This is a genomic window from Streptomyces sp. NPDC006365, assembly GCF_042870755.1.
GTDB classification, from domain to species: domain Bacteria; phylum Actinomycetota; class Actinomycetes; order Streptomycetales; family Streptomycetaceae; genus Streptomyces; species Streptomyces xiangluensis.
The window spans coordinates 13556-34395 of the sequence record NZ_JBIAHS010000011.1 but is presented as its reverse complement, the minus strand read 5'-3'; the positions used below and the strand labels follow the sequence as shown (position 1 = coordinate 34395).

General features: G+C 70.4%; 18 protein-coding genes and 2 pseudogenes. 10 read left to right on the top strand and 10 right to left on the bottom strand.

Features of this window, described 5'->3' with window-relative positions; genetic code table 11:
* Window positions 1–155: 155 nt before the first annotated feature.
* Window positions 156–587, bottom strand: a complete 432-nt coding sequence (locus ACFYO0_RS27375; protein WP_388681610.1) for a protein phosphatase — start codon at window positions 585–587, stop codon at window positions 156–158.
* Window positions 588–751: 164 nt separating this feature from the next.
* On the opposite strand from ACFYO0_RS27375, the gene ACFYO0_RS27370 reads away from it, so the two are divergent.
* Window positions 752–1555, top strand: a complete 804-nt coding sequence (locus ACFYO0_RS27370) for a nuclease-related domain-containing protein (protein ID WP_388681105.1) — start codon at window positions 752–754, stop codon at window positions 1553–1555.
* A gap of 147 nt (window positions 1556–1702) precedes the next feature.
* Here ACFYO0_RS27370 and ligD read toward each other — a convergent pair whose 3' ends face one another.
* Window positions 1703–2584 (bottom strand): non-homologous end-joining DNA ligase, encoded by an 882-nt coding sequence (ligD, locus tag ACFYO0_RS27365; RefSeq protein ID WP_388681103.1) that lies wholly within the window; start codon window positions 2582–2584, stop codon window positions 1703–1705.
* A 50-nt stretch (window positions 2585–2634) separates the two neighbouring features.
* On the opposite strand from ligD, the gene ACFYO0_RS27360 reads away from it, so the two are divergent.
* Window positions 2635–3648, top strand: a complete 1014-nt coding sequence (locus ACFYO0_RS27360) for a Ku protein (protein ID WP_388681101.1) — start codon at window positions 2635–2637, stop codon at window positions 3646–3648.
* Between the two features lie 34 nt (window positions 3649–3682).
* Here the strand turns inward: ACFYO0_RS27360 and ACFYO0_RS27355 are convergent, their stop codons facing one another.
* Window positions 3683–4642, bottom strand: a complete 960-nt coding sequence (locus ACFYO0_RS27355; protein ID WP_388681099.1) for a helix-turn-helix domain-containing protein — start codon at window positions 4640–4642, stop codon at window positions 3683–3685.
* A gap of 349 nt (window positions 4643–4991) precedes the next feature.
* Between ACFYO0_RS27355 and ACFYO0_RS27350 the strand changes: the two genes are divergently transcribed.
* Genes ACFYO0_RS27350 through ACFYO0_RS27330 form a run of 5 tightly spaced genes read left to right on the top strand, consistent with a single transcriptional unit; the run spans window position 4992 to window position 9261 of the window.
* On the top strand, window positions 4992–6509 hold the full coding sequence (locus ACFYO0_RS27350) for an ATP-binding protein (protein ID WP_388681096.1): 1518 nt from the start codon (window positions 4992–4994) through the stop codon (window positions 6507–6509).
* A complete protein-coding gene (locus tag ACFYO0_RS27345) occupies window positions 6506–6919 on the top strand; it encodes a roadblock/LC7 domain-containing protein (RefSeq protein WP_388681094.1) in 414 nt (137 codons plus the stop codon). The genes ACFYO0_RS27350 and ACFYO0_RS27345 overlap by 4 nt, the downstream gene beginning before the upstream one ends.
* Complete coding sequence (locus tag ACFYO0_RS27340; protein WP_165268595.1) at window positions 6916–7275, top strand: DUF742 domain-containing protein; 360 nt, start codon at window positions 6916–6918, stop codon at window positions 7273–7275. The genes ACFYO0_RS27345 and ACFYO0_RS27340 overlap by 4 nt, the downstream gene beginning before the upstream one ends.
* Complete coding sequence (locus tag ACFYO0_RS27335; RefSeq protein WP_388681090.1) at window positions 7253–7909, top strand: ATP/GTP-binding protein; 657 nt, start codon at window positions 7253–7255, stop codon at window positions 7907–7909. The genes ACFYO0_RS27340 and ACFYO0_RS27335 overlap by 23 nt, the downstream gene beginning before the upstream one ends.
* Window positions 7910–7956: 47 nt before the next feature.
* Window positions 7957–9261, top strand: coding sequence for a cytochrome P450 (locus ACFYO0_RS27330; protein ID WP_388681608.1), 1305 nt, complete (start codon window positions 7957–7959; stop codon window positions 9259–9261).
* Here ACFYO0_RS27330 and ACFYO0_RS27325 read toward each other — a convergent pair whose 3' ends face one another.
* Window positions 9262–10557: a cytochrome P450 gene (locus ACFYO0_RS27325; RefSeq protein ID WP_388681088.1), complete on the bottom strand. Its 1296-nt coding sequence runs from the start codon at window positions 10555–10557 to the stop codon at window positions 9262–9264. It lies immediately after the preceding gene.
* Window positions 10558–10797: 240 nt separating this feature from the next.
* Window positions 10798–11748, bottom strand: a pseudogene (locus ACFYO0_RS27320) (alpha/beta hydrolase family esterase); the annotation flags it as partial.
* Between the two features lie 477 nt (window positions 11749–12225).
* On the opposite strand from ACFYO0_RS27320, the gene kdpF reads away from it, so the two are divergent.
* Window positions 12226–12315 (top strand): K(+)-transporting ATPase subunit F, encoded by a 90-nt coding sequence (gene kdpF / locus ACFYO0_RS27315; protein ID WP_388681085.1) that lies wholly within the window; start codon window positions 12226–12228, stop codon window positions 12313–12315.
* 101 nt (window positions 12316–12416) lie between these two features.
* Window positions 12417–12836, top strand: a pseudogene (locus tag ACFYO0_RS27310) (potassium-transporting ATPase subunit C); the annotation flags it as partial.
* A 114-nt stretch (window positions 12837–12950) separates the two neighbouring features.
* Here ACFYO0_RS27310 and ACFYO0_RS27305 read toward each other — a convergent pair.
* The 3 genes from ACFYO0_RS27305 to ACFYO0_RS27295 form a co-directional block, all read right to left on the bottom strand.
* The gene (locus ACFYO0_RS27305) at window positions 12951–14213 is read right to left on the bottom strand and encodes a PP2C family protein-serine/threonine phosphatase (protein WP_388681082.1); all 1263 of its coding nucleotides are present in this window, start codon (window positions 14211–14213) and stop codon (window positions 12951–12953) included.
* 125 nt (window positions 14214–14338) lie between these two features.
* Entirely contained in the window at window positions 14339–15097 is a 759-nt protein-coding gene (locus ACFYO0_RS27300) for an IclR family transcriptional regulator (protein ID WP_388681080.1), read from the bottom strand.
* Between the two features lie 457 nt (window positions 15098–15554).
* Complete coding sequence (locus ACFYO0_RS27295) at window positions 15555–17186, bottom strand: PucR family transcriptional regulator (RefSeq protein WP_388681077.1); 1632 nt, start codon at window positions 17184–17186, stop codon at window positions 15555–15557.
* Window positions 17187–17642: 456 nt separating this feature from the next.
* On the opposite strand from ACFYO0_RS27295, the gene ACFYO0_RS27290 reads away from it, so the two are divergent.
* Window positions 17643–18878, top strand: a complete 1236-nt coding sequence (locus tag ACFYO0_RS27290) for a globin domain-containing protein (protein ID WP_388681074.1) — start codon at window positions 17643–17645, stop codon at window positions 18876–18878.
* 27 nt (window positions 18879–18905) lie between these two features.
* On the opposite strand, the gene ACFYO0_RS27285 is transcribed toward ACFYO0_RS27290, so the two are convergent.
* Both ACFYO0_RS27285 and ACFYO0_RS27280 read right to left on the bottom strand, forming a co-directional pair.
* The gene (locus ACFYO0_RS27285) at window positions 18906–20135 is read right to left on the bottom strand and encodes a PP2C family protein-serine/threonine phosphatase (protein ID WP_388681071.1); all 1230 of its coding nucleotides are present in this window, start codon (window positions 20133–20135) and stop codon (window positions 18906–18908) included.
* A 210-nt stretch (window positions 20136–20345) separates the two neighbouring features.
* A complete protein-coding gene (locus ACFYO0_RS27280) occupies window positions 20346–20759 on the bottom strand; it encodes an arsenate reductase ArsC (protein ID WP_388681068.1) in 414 nt (137 codons plus the stop codon).
* Window positions 20760–20840 lie beyond the last annotated feature (81 nt).

The window sequence follows — 20840 nt, the reverse complement described above, 5'->3', positions numbered from 1 at the left end:
ATCGCCACGCTAGGAGTCGACCTTGGGGGTCGCCTCTCCTGCTGCGCCATCGGGGTGCGTTCCGGTTCTGAGCTCCCAGCGCGGAGCCAATTCAGTGTTCCGGCGGAAGCCCATTCCGCTACATGGCTGGAGTTCACGCTCCGTGACTCAGCTGGTCACTCGGCCAGTTCCTCGAGGACTCGGACCGTGTCGAGGCCGGTTTTCAGGTACTCCACGAAGAGATCGTTGTGCAGGGCCCACCGGGAGCGGCGGCTACGGATCAGGCGGATCGCCTCGTCGGCGGTGCGGCCCGCGCTGATCAGGGCGTGGGCCACGACCAGCCCCGAGCGGTTGTAGCCGTGGTAGCAGCGGACCAGGACCCGACGGCCCTGCGTCAGCCCTTCGCCCGCGGTCCGCGCGAGCCGCAGGACGCCCGCGAGCTGCGTACCGTCCAGGGGGCCGTCCGGGATCGGCCACACATGGTGTTCCACGTGGTCGTCGGGCCCGTGACCGGGTAGTCGGAGCAACGTCAGGACCAGGTCGAACTCATCGCGTACGACGGCGAACTCCAACCCACCGGACCGGCCTGTGTACTCGTGCCCGCCCATCCACAGGCCGGGCACGATCTCGCTCCACGGGCTGTCCGGGGCCGGCGCACCGGGTCGCTTGCTACTGGGCTGCAACGGCGCCTCCCGCTCACGTCGTGACAAAGGTAACTGGGTTCTTGCCCCTGGAGTACCCCGCCTGTTCCCATGGTCTGGGGTGATGGTGCATGAGCGGACTGCGCGTTGTACCGACCTGGCGGCACGGTCAGGAACGGCTGTACGTCTGTCTCACCGACGGCAGGAACGTCGCCTGGTACGACAGGGAGGCGGGCCGGGTCAACCTGCTCAGCGACGACCGGCGCGAGGACGTTCTCGACGCGCTCGGCCCGTTTCTGAGCGGTCCTGTGACCGTCGGGCCGCCGCCGGTCCCGACCCCCGCGGAGCTCGTCCGGCTCACCCTGCACCCGGACGACGACCTTGCCCCCAACCGCCCCGGTGAGGCCCTCCAGATAGCTCTGGACCGTGATCCCTCGTCCCCCCACCGGCTGCGGCCCGATCCTCGGCGGCGGGCGCTCGCGGCGGAGCTGACGGTGGGGGAGGCGCTTGATGAGCTGGAGGGCGCGGGGTGGCATGCGCTGCATTCGCTTCCGCTTCCTGGTGGCGACCGTCTTCATCACCTGGTGATCGGGCCTGGTGGGCTTTTCGCCGTCCATACGCTGTACGCCCGTAAGCAGCGGGTGCTGGTCGCTGATCCCATGGTGACGGTGGGGCGTCGCGAGCCGTCGCCGTTGTTGCGGAGGGTTCGGTCTGTTGCCGACCGGGCGTCGTATGCGCTGACAGCTGAGGTGCATCCGGTGCTGGCGCTTTTCGCGCCGTCTCACGTCTCGGTGGCGACGCCGGTGCGTGAGGTACGCGTTCTTTCGGACGTGGATGTCGCTTCCCTGGCTCGCACGGGGGGTGTGCTCAAGCCGGCGGATGTCGAGGCGCTGCATGCGATGGCTCGGGACCGGGGGACTTGGCTTCGGGTTTGAGTTTCGGGCGCGACCAACCACGACGCACCCGCAGCCGCGACACGACTGCCACCCCCACCCCTGGCGGGGACCTGGGGCGCAGCCCCAGTTTCGGGAAGGGGCGGGCCTGGGGAAGAGAACCGGCCCGCACCGCAACCGCCGGGCGCTTTACGGAAGGGACGCAGACCGGGCCGTGTCGAACAGTGGGGACAACAGGTCGCCGTGGGCGCGTAGGCGCGGCGCGATGTCCGGGGCGTGGAACGTCAGGTCGGTGGGGTGGGAGCAGCTCGTGATCTCCGGCCACGTCACCGGCGCGGAGACCGTGGGGGCTGGGCGAGCCCGCAGGGTGTAGGGCGTCGCCGTGGTTTTGCGGGCGGCGTTCTGGCTGAAGTCGACGAAGACCTTCGTGGGGCGCAGGCTCCTGGTCATGCGATGCGTGACCAGGGAGGGAAGCTCCGCCTCGGCCTCCATCGCCAGCGACTTGGCGTACGACGTGACCTCGGAGGACGAAGTCGGCTCCAGCGCGGCGAGGAGATGCAGCCCCTTGGAGCCGGACGTCTTGGCATAGGCCTGCAAGCCGTCAGCGGCCAGGCGATCCCGGAGCCACAACGCCACCTGGCAGCACTCGACGATCGTGGCGGGAGCGCCCGGGTCCAGGTCGAAGACCAGACGGTCGGCAAGGTGGGGGGTGTCCGCACGCCACTGGGGAGTGTGGAACTCCGTGACCAGGTTCGCCGCCCACATCAGCGAGGCGAGGTCCTGGATCAGGACCATACGGGCCGCCCCCTCCGACCGCGGAACCTCCGTCGTACTGACCCACTCGGGCGTACCCGGCGGAACGTTCTTGGCGAAGAAGACCTGGCCCTCGGGCCCGTCGGGGTAGCGCAGGAAGGAGAGGGGGCGGTCGCGGAGGTGGGCGAGCAGCGGGTCCGCCACCGTGGCGTAGTAGTGCAGCACCTCGCCCTTGGTGAAACCGGTCTCCGGATAGAGCACTTTCCCCAGGTTGCTCAGCGCGAGCTTTCGCCCCTCCACCTCCGTGATCGGCGTCATACGATGAGAATCCCACGGAATCGGGAGAAAACACCTGAAAGGTGTCGAACGTGAGATCCATCTGGAACGGCGCCATCTCTTTCGGCCTGGTCAGCATCCCGATCAAGCTCGTGAACGCCACGGAGCACCACTCGGTCGCCTTCCGGCAGATCCACACCGAGGACGGCGGCCGTATCCGCTACCGCAAGGTGTGCGAGCTGGAGGAACGGGAGGTCACATCGGACGAGATCGGCAAGGGGTACGAGGAGCCGGACGGCACGATCATCCCCATCACCGACGACGATCTGGCCGCGCTGCCCCTGCCGACCGCGAAGACGATCGACATCGTGGGGTTCATCCCGGCCGAGCGCATCGATCCGCTCCAGATGGACGCCGCGTACTACCTGATGGCGAACGGAGTTCCCGCCGCCAAGCCGTACACGCTGCTGCGTGAGGCGCTGAAGCGGAGCGGGCGGGTCGCCATCGCCAAGTTCGCGCTGCGGGGGAGGGAGCGGCTCGGGATGCTACGGGTCGTCGAGGATGTCATCGCCATGCACGGCCTGCTGTGGCCTGACGAGGTCCGCGCCCCCGAGTCCGCGACCCCGGACGCGAGCGTCACCGTCCGCGACAAGGAGCTCGACCTCGCGGACGCCCTGATGGACACCCTCGGCGAGGTCGACTTCGAGGAGCTCCACGACGACTATCGCGAGGCCGTCGAGGAACTCATCGCCGCGAAGGCCTCCGGCGAGAAGGTCCCCGCCCCTCCCGCCGTCGACCGCGGCGGCAAGGTCATCGACCTCATGTCCGCTCTGGAATCCAGCGTCCGCCAGGCCCGCGCCTCCCGCGGCGAGGAGGAAGGGGAGGGCGAGGCCGAGCAGCTTTCCGCCCGCAAGAGGCCCGCCCGCAAGACGTCCCGCACGGCGCCCAAGGAGACCACCGGCAAGAAGTCGACCTCCACGGCCAAGAAGACGGCGGGGAAGAAGACAGCGGCCAAGAAGTCCACCGCGGAGAAGACCAAGACCGACTCCACGACCAAGAAGCAGACGGCGAAGAAAGCCTCGCCTCGCAAGAGGGCCTCGGCTTGATCGCGCTCAGCAGCGCAACCGCCGGAGGCGACCGTCAGCGAGCGGAGCGCATCGCGCGAGGGCTTACCCCGAACCGCTGCCGAAACGCCGTGCTGAGCGCGCTCGAAGAGGAAAATCCCGACGAGTGCGCCAGGTCCGTGATCGTCAGGTGGTCGCATTCGCGGCAGCGGAGCCGGTCGCGCACCAGCCGGAGCCGTTCCTCACGGATGAGTTCGCGAGGCGTCGTGCCGACGCGCTGCAGGGCCAGCTGGATCTGGCGCAATGACCAGCCGAGGGCCCGGGCCATCGAGGTGCCGGTCAGGCCGGGATCGGCGGCGTGCTCACGTACGTAGCGACGGACCATCGCCTCGACCTCCGCCAGATGCCCCGAGGCATCCGGACGGTCGTCCTCGACCGTGAGCATGCACAGCAACTCGACGACACGGTCGGAGACGGCGTCGAACTCCCTCGCCGTGAGGTGGTCGCGCTCCTGGGACAGACTCCGCAGCATGGTGTGGACGACGCGCCCGAGCCCCGTGGTCAGATCGAGGCCGGTGGCCAGCGGCGACTTCCGGTTCAGCGGGCCCTCGATCTCCCGCGCGGGGATGGAGAAGATGATCCCCCGCAGGGACGCGTCGTGGAGTAGCTCAAAGGGCTCGCCCAAGGTCATCAGGCTGCCCATGCCCGGCGTCAGCCGTGCCTCCTGGCCGTCCTGGCGCAGCACCGCCTCCCCGGCCAGCGGCAGCAGGAAGCGGTAGTCCGGGTCGGGCTCCTGGCGCACCTGGCGGGGCGTACGGCTGTACTCGATCTGGTCGCACTGCCAGTGGACGAGCTGGTAGGCGTCGGTGCGCTGCCGGATGGACCGGCCGCGGAAGGCCGCCGGGTCGGGGTCGGCGTATCTGAAGTCCAACGAGGTCTGGAGCGACATGATGTGCTCGCTCCAGAAGTCGGTCCGCTCTCGCGGATCGACCTCACCGGTGGTCTGTGAGTCCACGACGTAGCTTCCCGCGGGCAATGCTCTCCTCCGCCACAGAGTGTGTCCCGGCCATGACCGTCCGCAGTCCGCGCCTGGCTGCACCCGGTTGCACCTGGCGTCAACTGGCTTGTCGGCAACGGCAGTTACAGGCAGTAAATGTAATGCACGCTTTCCGTTTGTGTGGTCGAGGGGTCGAACGTCACAGTGCACGGGCCAACAGAAGCGGGCCGGCTGTAAAGGGGCGTACGGGTGCGTATGCGCGCCCTGTGGCAAGTGGTGCGCCTGTGGGCAACTTCCCTGCGCGCCCGGAAAAGTGTGCGCGCCCCCGCTGGGCTAGCGTCTTGCGCTCCGCCAACTCACGCCCGCCTTTGAGGACTTCTGAGGATCCATGAGAGAACTGGTACCGGAGGCGGTGTTCGGATGCGTGGCCGTCGGCCTGCTCGCCGTCACCGTGCTGCTGGTGCGGCAGCGCGGGATCACCGCGCGGCTGCGCCGGCGCAACGACGAGCTGTCGGAGGACCTGCGCTCCCGCGAGGAGGAGGTCCGCCACCTCGTCGCCGTACGCCTTCCGGCACTCGAGGATGCGCCACAGCAGCCCGGCCTGCACCCCGTCCCCGGCCTCGGCCTGCTCGACGGACGGTTGTCCGGCACCGGCTTCGCGAAGGCCCTCGACCATGTCCTGGAGCGGTTCTCCACCGCGGTCGAGCACGCACAGGCCCGCGCCGACCAGTCCGCGAAGGCCGCTCTGAAGTCGTCGATGCGCTCCATCCAGGCCCTCGCGAACGAGCAGCAGGTCGCCATCTCCGAGATGCAGGACCGGCACGACCACCCCGACGTACTGCACGACCTGCTCGAAATCGACCACGCCAACGCCCAGTTCGGCCGCCGAGCCCAGGCCATCGCCGTACTGTGCGGATCCTGGCCCGGCCGGCAGCGCACCACCTCCGCGCTGATCGACGTCGTACGCGGCGCCACCTCCCGTATCCGCGACTACCGGCGCATCCAGATCCATGGCCAGGCCGACATCGCGGTGGTGAGCAGGGCCGTGGAGCCGGTCGTGCTCGCGGTCGCCGAACTGCTCGACAACGCCGCCCGCCACTCGCAGCCCAACACCACGGTCGAGGTCAACGTCCGGACGGTGCACAACGGCGCCTGCGTGGTGATCGACGACGCGGGTGTCGGCATGGACGCGACGGCGACGGATCGCGCCGCCGAACTGCTCTCCGGCCGCCACCCGGTGGACGTCACCCGGCTCGACGACCCGCCCCAGTTCGGCTTCGCCGTCATCGGCGTGCTCGCCGCGCGCTACGGGTTCAGCGTCTCCGCGGACACGCGCTCCCCGTACGGCGGCGTACGCACCGTGCTGTTCCTGCCGTCCGCCCTGCTCACGCACCGGGATCCCGCGGAGGAGCTGCCCCCCGTGACCGTTCCCCCTGCCCGCCGCACTCCCGGGCGCACGCCCGAGAGTGCGCCCACCCCCACGCACGAGCCCGCGTCCGAAGCACCGGAGCCCGTGCCGGCCCGGTCGACGGGCCGGCGCCGACCTGCCGAGACAACGGCGGACACGACGGCGACGGCCCCGACGAACGCCCGGTCGGCCCAAGGGGCGACCGGCGAGACCAGTTCGGCCGGGTCGACCACGGCCGGCGGACTGCCCAAGCGCCGCCGCCGGGCCCCGCAACCGCAGCAGCCGCCCGCCGACGAACAGCACGCGCCCGCCCCGCTCGACGACGCCGAGGCCCGCTCGGCCGAGGAGACCGCACGCCGCCTCGGCGCATTCGCGCGTGGCACCCGCCACGGCCGCGCCGCCGATGACGACGTATCGGATCCTGGCCGCGCTGCCCAGGACGACGTAACGGACCTTCCCGGCACCCCGCACGAAGACGAAGGGAACACCCCGCGATGATCGAGCCCACGAACAACGAGCTGGGCTGGATGCTCGATGAGGTTCTGAAGGTTCCCGAGGCGCGCCACGCGATCCTGCTCTCGGCCGACGGCATGCTGCGGGCGCACTCCGCGGACATCGGCAGGGACGACGCCGAGCGGCTCGCCGCGGGACTCTCCGGCGTCCAGTCGATCAGCCGCAGCACGGCCGAATTCTGCGGCAGTCCGCACACTCCGTGGCGGCAGACCCTGATCGAGTTCGCGCACGGTTACGTCTTCCTCGTCGCCGCCGGAGAGGGCGCCTACCTCGCGGTGTCCACCACCGAGCGGGTGGACATGGAGGCCGTCTCGTACCGCATGCACAAACTGGTCGACCGGCTCGGTCAGGTGCTGATCAGCCCGGCCCGGTGGGACACCGGCAGCAAGGCATGACAGCGGCCAGGCGCCCCGGAGACCGGCTGGTACGGCCGTACGTCGTCACGGACGGCCGCTCCCAGCCCACCCGCAACACCCTGGACCTGGTCACCCTGCTGATCGCCGCCGACGATCTGCCGCTGACCGGACTGAGCCCGGAGAAGCGGGCGTTGATGGAGCTGTGCCGGCCCGGAGCGCTGTCGGTCGCCGAGGTGGCCGGGCATCTGCAGCTGCCCGTCAGCGTCACCAAGGTGCTGATCGCCGACCTCATGGACAGCGGGCACATCGTCACCCGCGCCCCCATCCCGTCCGCCCGGCCGACCGAGGCCCGCATCCTCCAGGAGGTCCTCGATGGGCTCCGCGCCCGCCTCTGAACACGACGCCGCCTCCGACGACGTATGCGCCGTGTCCCAGAACGTCTATCTCCCGCGCAGTGTGCAGACCGCCGCCAAGCTCCTCGTCGTCGGCCACTTCGCGGTCGGCAAGACCACCTTCGTCGGCGCGCTGTCCGAGATCCGGCCGCTGCGCACGGAGGAAGTGATGACGCAGGCCGGCGCGCTCGTCGACGACCTGGCGGGCACGAAGGACAAGACGACCACCACGGTCGCCCTCGACTTCGGCCGGCTCACCCTCAACGACAGCCTGGTGCTCTACCTCTTCGGCACCCCCGGCCAGCAGCGCTTCACCCAGCTGTGGCAGGACATGACGCGCGGCGCGCTCGGCGCGCTCGTCCTCGCCGACACCCGGCGCCTGGGCCAGTCCTTCGACGTCATGGGCGTACTGGAGGAACTGGACCTGCCGTACGCGGTGGCCCTCAACGAGTTCGACGACGCTCCCGAGCACGACCTGGCCGAGATCCGAGAGGCGCTCGACCTGCTCCCCGAGACTCCCCTCGTACGCTGCGACGCCCGTGACCGGATCTCCTCCACCCGGGCCCTCATCGCTCTCGTCGAGTACCTCCTGAACCGCACCAGCGACACCAGCGACAGCGAACTGGAGCATGCGTGACCTCCGAAGCCTCCGTCCCACCCAAGGGCTGCCCCTTCCACGAGCCGATGTACGGGCCCGGTTTCGCCGCCGATCCGTCCGCCGTCTACCGCAAGCTGCGTCAGCACGGGCCCACCGCCCCGGTCGAGCTGGCCCCCGGCGTCCGGGCCACGCTGATCACCGGTTACGAAGCCGCCCTGCACGTCCTGCGCAGCCCGGAGATCTTCTCCAAGGACCCCCGCCGCTGGCGCGATCTCGCCGAGGGCACCGTGCCCATGGACAGCCCGGTCGTGCCGATGATGATGTACCGGCCGAACGCCCTGTTCACCGACGGCGAGGAGCACCGTCGGCTGCGCGGGGCGATCACCGACAGCCTGGCCCGCGTCGAGCCGAACACGCTGCGCGGATACGTCGAGCGCAGCGCCGACACGCTCATCGACCGGATCGCGCCGCGCGGCGGGGCGGACCTCCTCGGTGAATACGCCCAGGTGCTGCCGCTGCTGGTGTTCAACCGCCTCTTCGGCTGCCCGCCCGACCTCGGCGAGCGCCTGGTCGAGGGCATGTCCGGGATCTTCGACGGCGTGGACGCGGAGAAGGCCAACGAGCTGCTCACCATGACCCTCCTCGACCTGGTCGCGCTCAAGCGCGCCCAGCCGGCGCAGGACATGACGTCCTGGCTGCTGGCCCACCCCGCCGGTCTGGGCGACGAGGAGATGGTCCATGAACTCGTCGTCCTCATGGGCGCCGGTACCGAGCCCCAGCAGAACCTGATCGCGAACGGTCTGCGGCTGCTGCTCTCCGACGACCGGTTCGCGGGCAGCCTGGGCGGCGGCAGCCTGCCCGTGGAGGATGCCCTCGACGAGGTGCTGTGGACCGACCCGCCGATGGCCAACTACGCGGTGCACTACCCGGTCCGGGACGTCATGTACGAGGGCAGGCTGCTGCGGGCGGGCGACCCGCTGGTCGTCTCGCTCGCCGCCGCGAACACGGACCCGGCCCTGACGACCGACCAACGCGCCGGAAACCGTGCCCACTTGGCGTGGAGCGCGGGCCCGCACAACTGCCCCGCGCAGAGCCCGGCCCGGCTGATCGCGGCGGTTGCGGTCGAGAAGCTGCTCGACCGGCTGCCCGACGTCGAGCTGACGGTTCCGGTCGACGAACTCGTATGGCGGCCGGGCCCGTTCCACCGGGCGCTGGCCTCGCTGCCGGTGCGGTTTCCGCCGGCCGACGTGGTGGGTTCCCGTGGCAGCGCGTCGTACGCGCCACCGCCTCCGGCGTTCACCGGCGCGCCGGAGTCTCCTCTGGCGTCCGCCGTGCCCACCCGCCCGACGGGTGGCTGGGCACGGCTGAAGGCCTGGTGGCGCGGGGAGTGATCAGGCTCCGGCGTCGCGGCGTACGGGGCCGAGACGTGCGGGGTCGAGATGTGCGGGGAGGGAGCGGTGCCCGTTGGAGATGAAGGACTCCACCGGGTTCAACTCCTCGTCCGCGACGGCGAGTCGGAGGTCCGGGAACCGTTCGAAGAGCGCCGGGAGCGCGATCCGGGCCTCCATCCGTCCCAGCGGAGCGCCCAGGCAGAAGTGCACACCGTGGCCGAAGGCAAGGTGCTCCTTGTCGACCCGTGTGACGTCGAAACGGTCGGCGTCCTTCCCGTACTTCCCGGGGTCGCGTCCGGCAGCGGCGTACGCGGCGAGGATCGCGTCACCCTTGCCGATCACCATGCCCTCCGGGCCGCCGAGTTCACCGAGGGCCAGCTCCTCCACTGCGTACCGCAGCGGCAGGCTGGCGACCGGTGCCTGGACGCGCAACGTCTCCTCGATGACGTCGTCCCACGAGGCGGTGCCCGCGCGGACGAGGGCGAGCTGCTCCGGATGGGTGAGCAGGGCGTGGATGGCGTTGTCGATGAGGTTGACGGTGGTCTCGTGTCCGGCGCTGATCATCAGCACCAGGGTGTCGAGCAGTTCCTGTTCGCTCAGCCGGGTGTCACCCTCGTCGTCGCGGGCGGCGATCAGCCCGGACGTCAGGTCATCGCCGGGGAACTCCCGCTTGGTGGCGACGAGTTCGCTCATGACGGCGTACAGCCGGGTGTAGGTGTCGGTCACCTCCTCCGGAGTGGCGGCGGTGTGGAAGATGCTGTCCACGATGGCCCGCAGTTCGGCGCCCTTCTCCTCGGGCAGCCCGAAGAGTTCGCTGATCACGCGGATCGGCAGCGGATAGCAGAACTCCTCGCGCAGATCGACTGGTCGACCCCCGCGCCCCGCCTCGTCCATATGGTCGAGCAGTTCCCTGGTGATCTCCTCGATACGAGGCTGCAGCGCGGCGGTGCGGCGTGCGGTGAACGCCTTGGCGACGAGGGTGCGCAGCCGTTTGTGCTCGCCGCCGTACGCCGTGAACATGTTCTGCACCGCGACCCAGGTGAACAGCGGCCACTCGGGGGAGATCTCCCCGTTGATCCACGCGGGCCAGTGCTGCCGCGGGTCCTTGGACACCCGGGGATCGGTGAGCAGCCGCTTCAGCAGCTCCGTACTGCTGACCGCCCAGGCCTGAACGCCGTCGGGCAGTTCGACGCGCGCCACCGGCCCGCGCTCCCGTATCCGCGCCGCCTCGCCGTGAATATCACGGCCGGCCGGATCGATGACGATGGAGCCCTGCGATAAGCCCTGTTGTCCCATGGGAGCCTCCCACTGATCGAACGCCGGTACGGCGAGTGACGCTACGCGGCAGTAGCGTTCCCGAACGAGCCCGTCCGACGCGCACTGCGCGCGCCCACAAGTTCCCTACGCGTATCGGCAAGTTGGGGGTGTGCTCCCGGCTCCAGGGTCGTGCCACCCAGAGCTCCCGCCCCGGGCCGATCCTGAGCCCGGCCCGGGGCGGGCCCTTCCACTGGCTGAAGTGCCGTGCGGGGCCTAGCTGTCCAGGCCGAAGAACGTGATCACATGGCTCCCCATGCCCCACGCGTACAGGTTGTGGCCGACGCCCTGGAGGCTGACGGCCTCGACGGGGGCCCGGTCACCGGAGGAGCCGTAGCGGGTACGGGTCCAGCCCGCCTGCGGAGAGTCGGTGTGGGACGGCGTCTGGCTGAGCCCGTGCACGTTCGTCCACTGCTTGATCTCCTCCCCGAAGTTGGGATAGCGCAGAACGTCGTCCTCGGTGCCGTGCCAGAGCTGCATACGCGGACGGGGCCCGTTGTAGCCCGGGTAGGCGCCGCGGACCAGATCGCCCCACGCCTGCGGAGTGCGGGTGAGGTTGCCGTTGGAGCAGTCGCTGTTCCACTCGGACCCGTTGGTGGTGGCGAAACAGGCGAACGGCACGCCCGCGAACGCGGCGCCCGCCGCGAACACGTCCGGGTAGTCGCCCAGCAGGACGTTCGTCATCATCGCGCCGGAGGAGATGCCGGTGGCGAAGATCCGGTCGGTGTCCGCGTCGTAGGTGCGGGTGACCCAGTCGACCATGGACTTGATGCCCACCGGGTCGCTGCCGCCGTCCCGGCGCAGCGCCTGGGGCGAGGAGACGTCGAAGCACTTGCTGGCGCGGGTGACGGACGGGTAGATCACGACGAAGCCGTGACGGTCGGCCAACCGGGCGTACTCGGTGCCGGAGTACATCGCCGGACCGGAGCCCGTGCAGTAGTGCACGGCTACCAGGACCGCCGGGTTGGGGGCGACGTTGTCCGGGACGTACACGTACATCTGGAGGTTGCTGGGGTTGGTGCCGAAGTTGGTGATCTCGGTGAGGGCCGCGGTGGGGGCGGCTTCGGGGGGAGCCTTCGTACGGGCGGAGGCCGAAGCTGCGGGCGCGGTGAGGAGGGTGGCCGCGAGTAAGGGCACCAGCGCGCCGAGCAGCGCGACAAGTGCCGAACGCATGGGTCTCCTCGGGGTGTTGCGGGCAGCGATGAACACGTCGTTGTCCCTTCTTGGTCAGGGCTCTTGAGGGCGACTGAGGAAGATCGAGGACGTCGTTCAGCATGAGGAGTCGGCCTGGGTCAACAGGCCCAGCCGCCAGGGCATCGTGACATGAACACGTCTCTCATGGAAGCGCTCCCACACGGCTGTCGGTGCGCGCCTTGCGAACCCAGCCGCCAAAGCGAACCCAGCCGCCGAAGCGAACGCTGTGCCGTGGCGCCAGAGCCGTAGGAGAAGCGTCAAGGGCGTAAGCGTCGGCGTATGGGACCCGTCAACGGCGGCCGGATTGGGTCGGAGTGGGGGTTTCCTCGAAGCGTCATGTTGATCCCCGCATTCCGTACCTGATCCAGGAGCTCCGATGGCCGACGTGGCTTTCGTCGTCACCACGATCGCGGTGTTCGCGTTGGTGGCGCTCATCGCCGAGGGGGTGGCGAAGCTGTGACCGCCGAGAACATTGCCGGCCTCGTCGTAGCCGTCGCCCTGCTGGGCCATCTCCTCCTCGCGCTGATCTTCCCGGAGAGGTTCTGACGGCCGGCATGAGCCCCGAAGTTGCAGGCGTGCTCCAACTGCTCGCGCTCATCGCGGCGCCGGCGCTGGCCTGCCGATCCCTCGGCGACTACATGGCCCGGCTCGGCACCAACGGCGTCAACACCCAGTACAAGCTGATCCTGTCCGGCGCGACCAACCGCGCCGGTGACAACCCCGAACTCATCAAGTGGGTCCGGGAGGCCAAGGCCAAGGTCGTCAAGGACAACTCGACGGCGGACTACAAGGTGCGGCCCTCCCAGGTCCCCGCCGACGCGGTCACCTCCTCCGGCTCGGGCCTCGACCCGGACATCTCCCCGGCGTACGCGGACCTCCTGGTCCACCGAGTCGCCGAGCGGAACGGGCTGTCCGTCGCCCAGGTCCAGAAGCTGGTGGATGAGCACACCGAAGGCCGCACCCTCGGCTTCATGGGCGAGCCCCGCGTCAACGTCCTCGAACTCAACATCGCGCTCAAGGAACTCGTGGCGAAGAGCTGCCCCCCCCGACGGGACAGCCCTCGATGAGACGACACCATGGGACGCGGCGGACTTCGGGCGGGCTGCGGCAGACTTCGGGCGTGCTTACGTTGCCGGCGGCGCCGGTGGGGGCGACGGCTGAGGCGGACGTTTCGGCTGTCGTTACGCCGTAGCAGGGTCGGTGCTGCGACCCGTGCCCTCGGCGGAGGACCGGGCGTGGGGCGGGACGGAGCGCGAGCTGCCCGGGGTGTGCGACGCCGCTTCGGGAACCGTTGCCACCTCAGCAGCCGTCGGCTTGCGGAGCAGTAGCAGCGCCGCGTCGTCGTGCAAGTCGCCGCCCACGTGGGCGAGCAGTTCGTCGTGGAGGGCTGTGAGGGTGCGGGCCGGGTCGTCGGTCAGGTGCCGTTCCAGGCCCTTGGCCAGAGGGTAGAAGTCGCCGTTGTGGTCCCGGGCCTCCGTGACGCCGTCTGTGTAGAGCAGCAGTTGGTCTCCGTCCGTGAAGGGCAGGACCTGGAGGGCGGGGGCCTCGCCGGTGAGGGCTCGCAGGCCCAGGGGCGGGGTCGGGTGCGTGGGGTCGACCGGGGCCACGTCGCCGTCGCGTACCAGCAGCGGGGGTGCGTGGCCGCAGTTGACCACCTCCAGGCGGCCTTCGCGGGGGTAACCGGCGACGACGACCGTGACGAAGTCGTCGGAGCCCAGGTTGCGCGCCAGGCTCCGCTCGATCCTGTCGACGACGGTGAGGAGATCGGGTTCGTCGTAGGCGGCCTCGCGGAAGATGCCGACCACGAGGGCGGCGGTTCCCACGGCCGGCAGACCCTTTCCTCGCACGTCGCCGACGATCAGTCGCACCCCGTACGGCGTAGGAACCAGCGCGTAGAGATCGCCGCCGATACGGGCCTCCGCCGCCGCGGCGCTGTAGCGGACCGCAGTCTGGAACGGGCCGACCGTCGCCGGTACGGGCTTGAGCAGCGCGTGCTGGGCGGCCTCCGCCACCGAGCGGACGGCTGCGAGCACCTTCTCCCGGCGCCCGCGCAGCGCGCTGGCCAGGGCGCTCGCCAAGGTGACGGCCGCCAGGGCGGACAGCACGATGACCAGCTCGTGCCACGGCACACCGTCACGGATGCCGAGTGCGGTGCCCAGCACCACGGCGAGGAGCCCGACCCCCAGGACCCCGGATGGCCCGTTGGTGGTGGCGGCCAGAGCCGGCCCGGCGGCAAGCAGCGGCAGCCAGATCATCCCCGGACCGCCGACGAGATCGACGAGCACGATGACGGAGACGACCAGTACCGGCAGTACGGCCGTACTCGCGGCCATGTGCGTGGCGGCGCGTAGCCGGGCCCTCGCCCCGGGACCGGCCACTCGGTTACTGAACGGCCGTATCGGCCACTGGTAGTGGTCGCCACCGTGGTGTCGGGCCTGAGTCATGTGGTGTCCGCAGTCCTCACCTGTCGCGGGGTGCGCCCCTGAAATGTCTGATTAATCCAGGAAACGGGTTCGATGGGGGTCGCCGCAAGGAGCGCGATTTCAGATGGTGAGCAAAGGTTCCCCGGTCACTGGGTGAGCGAAAGACTCCTGGTCACACGGCTCGCGGTCGGGATCAGCCGCGCCCGGATCTCCTCGAGCCGGGACAGCCGGTCCTTCGGCAGCGACACGCCGAGTGAGCCGAGCGTGTTCCCGCTGTAGACCGGCACCGCGACACAGACCGTGCCGAGGGTGTACTCCTCCAGGTCCGTGACGGCCGGGGCCACGGGCGAGGAGTCGACGCGCCGGAGCAGTTCCGGAGGGCTGGTGATGGTACGGGGCGTGAGGTCGGACAGGGTGTGCCGGGACAGGTACTCCCTGCGGGACTCGTCGTCCAGCTCCCGCAGCACGGACTTGCCCAGCGCGGTGGCGTGCCCGGCATCCTCGAAGCCCACCCAGAGATCGACCCGAGGTGCCCGGGGACCGTCGACGATTTCGGCGACCCGGATCTCGCCGTCCTCGTAGAAGGTGAGGTAGGCGGCGGTCGAGAACTCGTCCCGCAGCGCCGCGAGGGTCGGACGGATCCGGCTGAGCAGCGCCTGCCCGCGGCCCGCGGTGTGCAGGGACTGCAGCTTGTCGCCCAGGACGAAGCCGCCGTCGTCCAGCTTCCGTACGTATCCGTCGTGGACCAGAGTCCGCAGCAGGTGGTACGCGGTGGCCAGCGGCAGCTCCGTCTCCCGCGCCAACTGCTTCGCCGGCGCCCCGTTTTCATGCGCACTCACGGCCTCCAACAGCCGCAGCGCCCGCTGCACGGAGCCGATGAGCGTGGGGCCCTCACCACCAGCCATAGGAACAGCGTGCGCCTGGCACACGGCATGGGCAACACTCGCGTCCCTACGGGGGCGCCCCCGTAGGGACGCGTCCAGTGAGTGGTTGTGAGTGCCGTGCGGGGCGTGGCTGTCCGGAACGCCGGGTCGACTGGATGGCGGGGGATGGGGCGGGCCGGGCTGCGCCGTGGGGCATGCGCAGGGGAGAGCGGTCAGGGCACTGACGATTCCCGTAAGCGTTCACGGTGCGGTTCGCGGTATCCGGATGGCGTGCTGGTGAGTTGGTCGTCACCAGCACGTCCGCGATTCGCTCCGTCTCCTCGGGGGAGGTGGGCCGCATCACTTGCGGAAATGGATTTGCGCAAGCGTATGGAGAGTCATGGAGCCACGGGTTTGTGAAGGCTGAACAAACTCGCCGTTGATGGCTGTACGACCGGCCAATGCGGAACCAGCCTCAGGCCCTCGGCAGCAGTCGGCCTCAGACGGTGGGCGGCAGCCTCAGCTGGAGCATGGCCAGCAGCCGCTGATCAGGGCGGCTGAGATCGAGACCGGTCAGCTCCTCGGCCCGGCGCAGGCGGTAGCGCAGCGTGTTGGGGTGCACATGGAGCTGGGCGGCGGCGGCCCGTACGTCACCGAAGGAGTTCAGGTACGTCAGGAGGGTCTCGGCGAGGCGGCCCTGATGCCGGCTGTCGTGCGCGACCAGAGCGGTCAGCCGTGGATCCCGTATCTCGGGGTGCGCGGAGAGCAACGTCAGCATCTCGCTGACCAGCACTTCCGCCTGGATGTCGGGCAGCGCGGCGACCGCGGCGGACACCCCGGCGCTCACCATGGCGTCGAGGATGCGGTCGGCCTCCCTGCGCGACTCGGGTACGGCCCCGAGCCCCGGCACCACGCAGCCGACCGAGCCGCGCAACGGCAGCCCCAGGTGGCGGCGCGCCGCGTCGGTGATCTCCAGGGCCCAGCCGCGCAGGGTGTCCGTGTCGATGCTGCGGGGCAGCTGCGGCAGGAGCACGTAGATGCGGGAGTCGACCTGGGTGACCAGGGAACTGCGGTGCCGGGCGGCGATGTGCACGGAGACCAGGTTGGTGACCTCGGTGTGGGCGAGCTCCGGTGCGGAGACGGTGTCCGCGTCCTCGTACGCCTCCGTCGTCCCGTACGAGAAGCCCAGCACGGCGGCCGGGCGGGCCGGGTCGAAACCCAGGTGGGTGGCCAGCGGCTGCGGTCCGGTGCTGCCGTCCAGGAGTCCGGCGAGCAGGGTCCGGGTGAACGTCACGTCGTCCGAGAGTTCCCGGCGGCGGCGTACGAGATGCAGCGCGGCGACACGGGCGGCGCCCAGCAGCGCCTGGCGTGAGCGTTCGGACAGCGGGGCCGAGCTCTCCTGCACCCAGATGGTGCCCAGCTGCCGGTCCCCGGAGCGGATGGCCACCGCGAGCCGGCGGCGGATGCCCAGCTCGGCGTGGCTGTCTATGGCGATCACTTCGTCGCTGGAGTGCAGGTGCTGGAACACGCCCCACTCGCGCAGCTTCGCCAGATACGCCTCGGGCCCCTGCCAGCCGAGGATGGAACGTCGCCGCAGGTCGTCGGCCTCGTCGGAGTCAGTGGTACGGGAGTACGCCAGTACGCGGTTCGCGGCGTCCTCAATGCTGACGTTGCCGTTGGTCAGGATGGCGGTGGTCTGGGCGAGCGAGAACAGGTCGCCCTCCTCGGCCCCCGCGCCGGGGTCGTCCGGCGGGGCGTCGTCCAGGGCGGCGCGGGCCAGTGCGCTGACCTGCTCCCAGCGGGCGTCGCCGCGCAGCGAGAGCAGGGCGACTCCGGCCTCGGTGGCGGTCTCGCTGAGGCCCGCGGCCTGGGCGGGGGCGTCGAGCTTGACCACGACGGCGGTGGCGCCGTCGCGGCCGGCGGCCCGTAGCGCGGGGAAGGCGGCCCTTCCGCGGGAGCCGATGGCGAGGACCAGGACGCCGGGCAGGGCGGTGGGGGGATCCTCGGCGTCGAGGAGGGCGACGCCGTTGATCTCGACGTCCAGGCCGGCGGGGGCGGCCTGGACCTCCAGCAGCGAGTCGCCCAGCGCCATGACGAGCTGGCGCAGGGTGATGGTCGCGGCCGGGTCCATTTGCTGTCGCCTTTCCCGGTTGGGTTCGTTGTCGGGCGCGGGGCCGTGGGCCGGTGCGTCAGCCCGTCGCAGGGTGGGCGTACGGCCCTTTGCTGGTAACAGGGTGCGGGTCTCCTGAGACAGAACCTACGCGACGGGCATACGACGCACGGCCACGACGAACCCCGCACTCGCCCATGAACCGAACTCGCCCTCCCGGTGGGCGTCCCCGCTTCACTGCCGGAGGCAACCCGTCCAGGGCCGGTCGGCCCTGATCCGGACCGTTCGTTTGGGCCGGAGGCCCTCTCCCCTGGGGCCGGTGGTCCTCGCTTGGGGCGCCGGGCCCCGTTACCCGGCGAAACGGCCCTCTCCGCTTGCTATACAGGTTCAGCGGACGCCAAGTCCGCGATACCGCAGCCGAGTTCACCTCAGCTTCGCTACCCCCTCGTTCCCCCTGTCCCGTTGCTGGGAGGCTTCATGCTGTCCGCAGAGTCCGCCGCTGTCATACGGGCCACCCTTCCCGTGGTGGCCGAGTCGCTCGATGAGATCACCACCCGCTTCTATGGCGCGATGTTCCGCGACCGGCCCGAACTGCTCGACGGCATGTTCAACCGGGGCAACCAGGCCAGCGGGGCCCAGCGCCGCGCCCTGGCCGGTTCCATCGCGGGCTTCGCGACCGCGCTGCTCGCGGATCCCGAGTCCCGGCCGGACGCGCTGCTGGCGCGGATCGCCCATAAGCACACCGCGGTCGGGGTCACCGAGGACCAGTACGTGATCGTCCACAAGTACCTGTTCGGCGCGATCGCCGAGGTGCTGGGCGACGCGGTCACCCCCGAGGTGGCCGCCGCGTGGGACGAGGTGTACTGGCTGATGGCCGGTGCCCTCATCGCCCGTGAGGCGTTGCTGTACCAGGAGGCGGGCGTACGGCCGGGAGAAATCTGGCGGCAGTGGACGGTCGTCGAACGCCACGAGGAGACGGCGGACGTGGCCTCCTTCCTGCTCCGGCCCGCCGACGGCGAGCCGGCTCCCCGGGCCCGCGCGGGCCAGTACGTCAGCGTCCGGGTGCGCATGCCGGACGGAGTGCGCCAGCTGCGCCAGTACAGCCTGTCCTCCGACCCGGGCGGCGACCTGCGCCGAATCACCGTCAAGCGGGTCGCGGGCGACGACGGCTCCCCGGACGGCGAGGTCTCCACACTCCTGCACCGGCGGATACGGCCCGGCGACGAACTCACCCTCTCCGCGCCGTTCGGCGACGTGGTGCTCGACGAGGACGACACCCCGGTCGTCCTGGTCTCCGCGGGCATCGGCTGCACCCCGATGGTGGGCATGCTCGACCGGCTCGCGGCGACCGGCTCCGACCGGCCCGTACTGGTCCTGCACGCCGACCGCTCCCCGGCCGAGCACGCACTGCGCGCTCAGACGCGGTCGCTGGCCGCCCGGCTGCCGCGGGCGAGCACCCGCTTCTGGTACGAGCAGCCCGGGCCCGGCAACACGGCCCCCGGTGACCGTTTCGGCCTCATGGACCTCGCCGGGGTCGACATCCCGGCCGACGCAACGGTCTATCTGTGCGGCCCGCTGCCGTTCATGCGCTCCGTACGCACCCAGCTCCTGCACGCTGGAATTCCCGCCCGCAACATCCGCTACGAGGTTTTCGGCCCGGACATGTGGCTGCCGAGCACGGAGGAGGCTGCCGACACAGCCGACGCGGCCTGAGCCCCGGCGGTTTCCAGACCATGATTTCTAGAGGCGGATGACGACCAGGGCCGTGTCGTCGGTGCTGCCCGTGGACGGGAGCAGGTCCGCCAGGAGGGCGTCGGCCAAGGGCTCCGGGTCGGCTTGGCGGTGGCGGGTGAGGGAGTCCGCGAGGCGGGCCAGGCCGACGTCGATGTCCTCGTGCCGGCGTTCGACCAGGCCGTCGGTGTACAGGGCCAGGGTGGCGCCGTCGAAGAAGGGCGCACATGCCTCAGGGCGGGGAACGGGTTCGGGGCGGGCGCCGAGCGGCGGGTCGGTGGCCTGGTCGAGGAAGGTCACGGTGCCGTCGGGGTGGAGCAGGGCGGGCGGAGGGTGGCCGGCGCAGCTGTAGGTGATGGTGTGGCTGTTCCAGTCGATGAAGGTCGTCACGACGGTGGTCGACTCGGCGCCTTCGACGAAGCGGGCGTACAGGCCGAGGGCCTTCAGGGCCTCGGCCGGTCCGTCGGTCACGCGGGTGGCCGCGCTCAGCGCGCTGCGCAGCTGTCCCATGACGCAGGCGGCCGTGAGGCCGTGGCCGACGACGTCGCCGACGGCGACCGCGAGGCTGTCGCCGGGCAGCTCGACCAGGTCGTACCAGTCGCCGCACACGTTCAGGGCGCCGATGGCGGGCCGATAGCGCACGGCCGCCCGGTGGTGGGGGAGCGGGCTGGGCGCGGGCAGCATCGCCGCCTGCAGGGCCAGCGCGACCTCGCGTTCGCGGGCGTGGGCCTGGCGCAGGCGTTCGTTGACTTCCTGCAGTTCACGGGCGCGGGTGTAGAGCTCGGCCTCCAGCACACGGGCCCGGTTGTCGTCGCCCGGGCCCCCGCGGGCGCGGATGAGTTCGGTGACCTCCTCCACCCGGTGCACGATCAGCACCACCTGCCCGTCGGAGTCGAGGACGGGCGCGTTGACCGGGCTCCAGTACCGCTCCTGCCAGTGGCCGGGCCGCTGGGGATCCTCGACGTCGTAGCGTTGCAGCGCCATGGTGTCGCGCTCGCCGGTGGCCACCGCGCGCAGCATCGACGCCTTGACGTCACGCATGCCGGTCGCTGCCGGGTCGTTGGGGTTGTCGGGAAAGACGTCGAAGATATAGCGGCCCAGCAGCTGCTCACGGGTGCGCCCGGACAGTCGCAGGAAGTCGTCGTTGGCGTCGGCGTACACCAGGTCCGGGGTGAGCAGCGCCACCATGCCGGGGAGAGCCTGGAAGACCGCCGCGTAGTCGATCTGCGGTTCCCTCATGAGCTGCCCGCCTCGGCGCCGACCGTTCAGTGTGCTTCCACGATAGAAGCGAACAGTGCGGGCGGCCCGGTCACGGCGTCGGACGGTTCCGGCAGTCCCGGTACACCTGCCGAATTCCGGTGCGCGCCAGCGCTCAATAGCGCGGTGAACGCGGGATAGGTCACCCACTCCTGACGGGCGGACAAAGCGGTTGGCCGGTCTTGCCGCTGCTCAGGCCGTCTTCTCCGGGGCGATCTCCTCGATCAGCCCCTCGACCAGCTTCTTGATCTCGTCACGGATGGGCCGTACGGCCTCGACGCCCTGGCCCGCCGGGTCCTCGAGCTCCCAGTCCAGGTACCGCTTGCCGGGGAAGACCGGGCAGGTGTCGCCGCAGCCCATGGTGATGCAGACGTCCGACTCCTTGACCGCGTCGACGGTGAGCATCTTGGGGACCTCGGCGGAGATGTCGATGCCGACCTCGCGCATGGCCTCGACGGCGGCCGGGTTGACGTTGGTGCCCGGGTTGGAGCCCGCGGAGCGGACCTCGACACGGTCCCCGGCCAGGTGGGTCAGCCATGCGGCGGCCATCTGGGAACGGCCGGCGTTGTGGACACAGACGAAGAGCACGGAGGGCTTGTCGGACATCAGCAGGTCTCTCTTGTCTCACTTCGACATCAGGCGCGCATGACGTCAGCACCCGGTGGTGTCAGCCACCACTGATGTGAC

What these genes read in the sequence shown, in the direction of transcription:
- ACFYO0_RS27280 (WP_388681068.1), bottom strand. Translation starts at nt 20,759, where the DNA reads ATGTCCGACAAGCCCTCCGTGCTCTTCGTCTGTGTCCACAACGCCGGC.
- ACFYO0_RS27285 (WP_388681071.1), bottom strand. Translation starts at nt 20,135, where the DNA reads ATGAGGGAACCGCAGATCGACTACGCGGCGGTCTTCCAGGCTCTCCCC.
- ACFYO0_RS27290 (WP_388681074.1), top strand. Translation starts at nt 17,643, where the DNA reads ATGCTGTCCGCAGAGTCCGCCGCTGTCATACGGGCCACCCTTCCCGTG.
- ACFYO0_RS27340 (WP_165268595.1), top strand. Translation starts at nt 6,916, where the DNA reads ATGACAGCGGCCAGGCGCCCCGGAGACCGGCTGGTACGGCCGTACGTC.
- ACFYO0_RS27330 (WP_388681608.1), top strand. Translation starts at nt 7,957, where the DNA reads ATGTACGGGCCCGGTTTCGCCGCCGATCCGTCCGCCGTCTACCGCAAG.
- ACFYO0_RS27345 (WP_388681094.1), top strand. Translation starts at nt 6,506, where the DNA reads ATGATCGAGCCCACGAACAACGAGCTGGGCTGGATGCTCGATGAGGTT.
- ACFYO0_RS27335 (WP_388681090.1), top strand. Translation starts at nt 7,253, where the DNA reads ATGGGCTCCGCGCCCGCCTCTGAACACGACGCCGCCTCCGACGACGTA.
- ACFYO0_RS27300 (WP_388681080.1), bottom strand. Translation starts at nt 15,097, where the DNA reads ATGGCTGGTGGTGAGGGCCCCACGCTCATCGGCTCCGTGCAGCGGGCG.
- ACFYO0_RS27375 (WP_388681610.1), bottom strand. Translation starts at nt 587, where the DNA reads ATGGGCGGGCACGAGTACACAGGCCGGTCCGGTGGGTTGGAGTTCGCC.
- ACFYO0_RS27370 (WP_388681105.1), top strand. Translation starts at nt 752, where the DNA reads ATGAGCGGACTGCGCGTTGTACCGACCTGGCGGCACGGTCAGGAACGG.
- ACFYO0_RS27295 (WP_388681077.1), bottom strand. Translation starts at nt 17,186, where the DNA reads ATGGACCCGGCCGCGACCATCACCCTGCGCCAGCTCGTCATGGCGCTG.
- ACFYO0_RS27305 (WP_388681082.1), bottom strand. Translation starts at nt 14,213, where the DNA reads ATGACTCAGGCCCGACACCACGGTGGCGACCACTACCAGTGGCCGATA.
- ligD (WP_388681103.1), bottom strand. Translation starts at nt 2,584, where the DNA reads ATGACGCCGATCACGGAGGTGGAGGGGCGAAAGCTCGCGCTGAGCAAC.
- ACFYO0_RS27325 (WP_388681088.1), bottom strand. Translation starts at nt 10,557, where the DNA reads ATGGGACAACAGGGCTTATCGCAGGGCTCCATCGTCATCGATCCGGCC.
- ACFYO0_RS27350 (WP_388681096.1), top strand. Translation starts at nt 4,992, where the DNA reads ATGAGAGAACTGGTACCGGAGGCGGTGTTCGGATGCGTGGCCGTCGGC.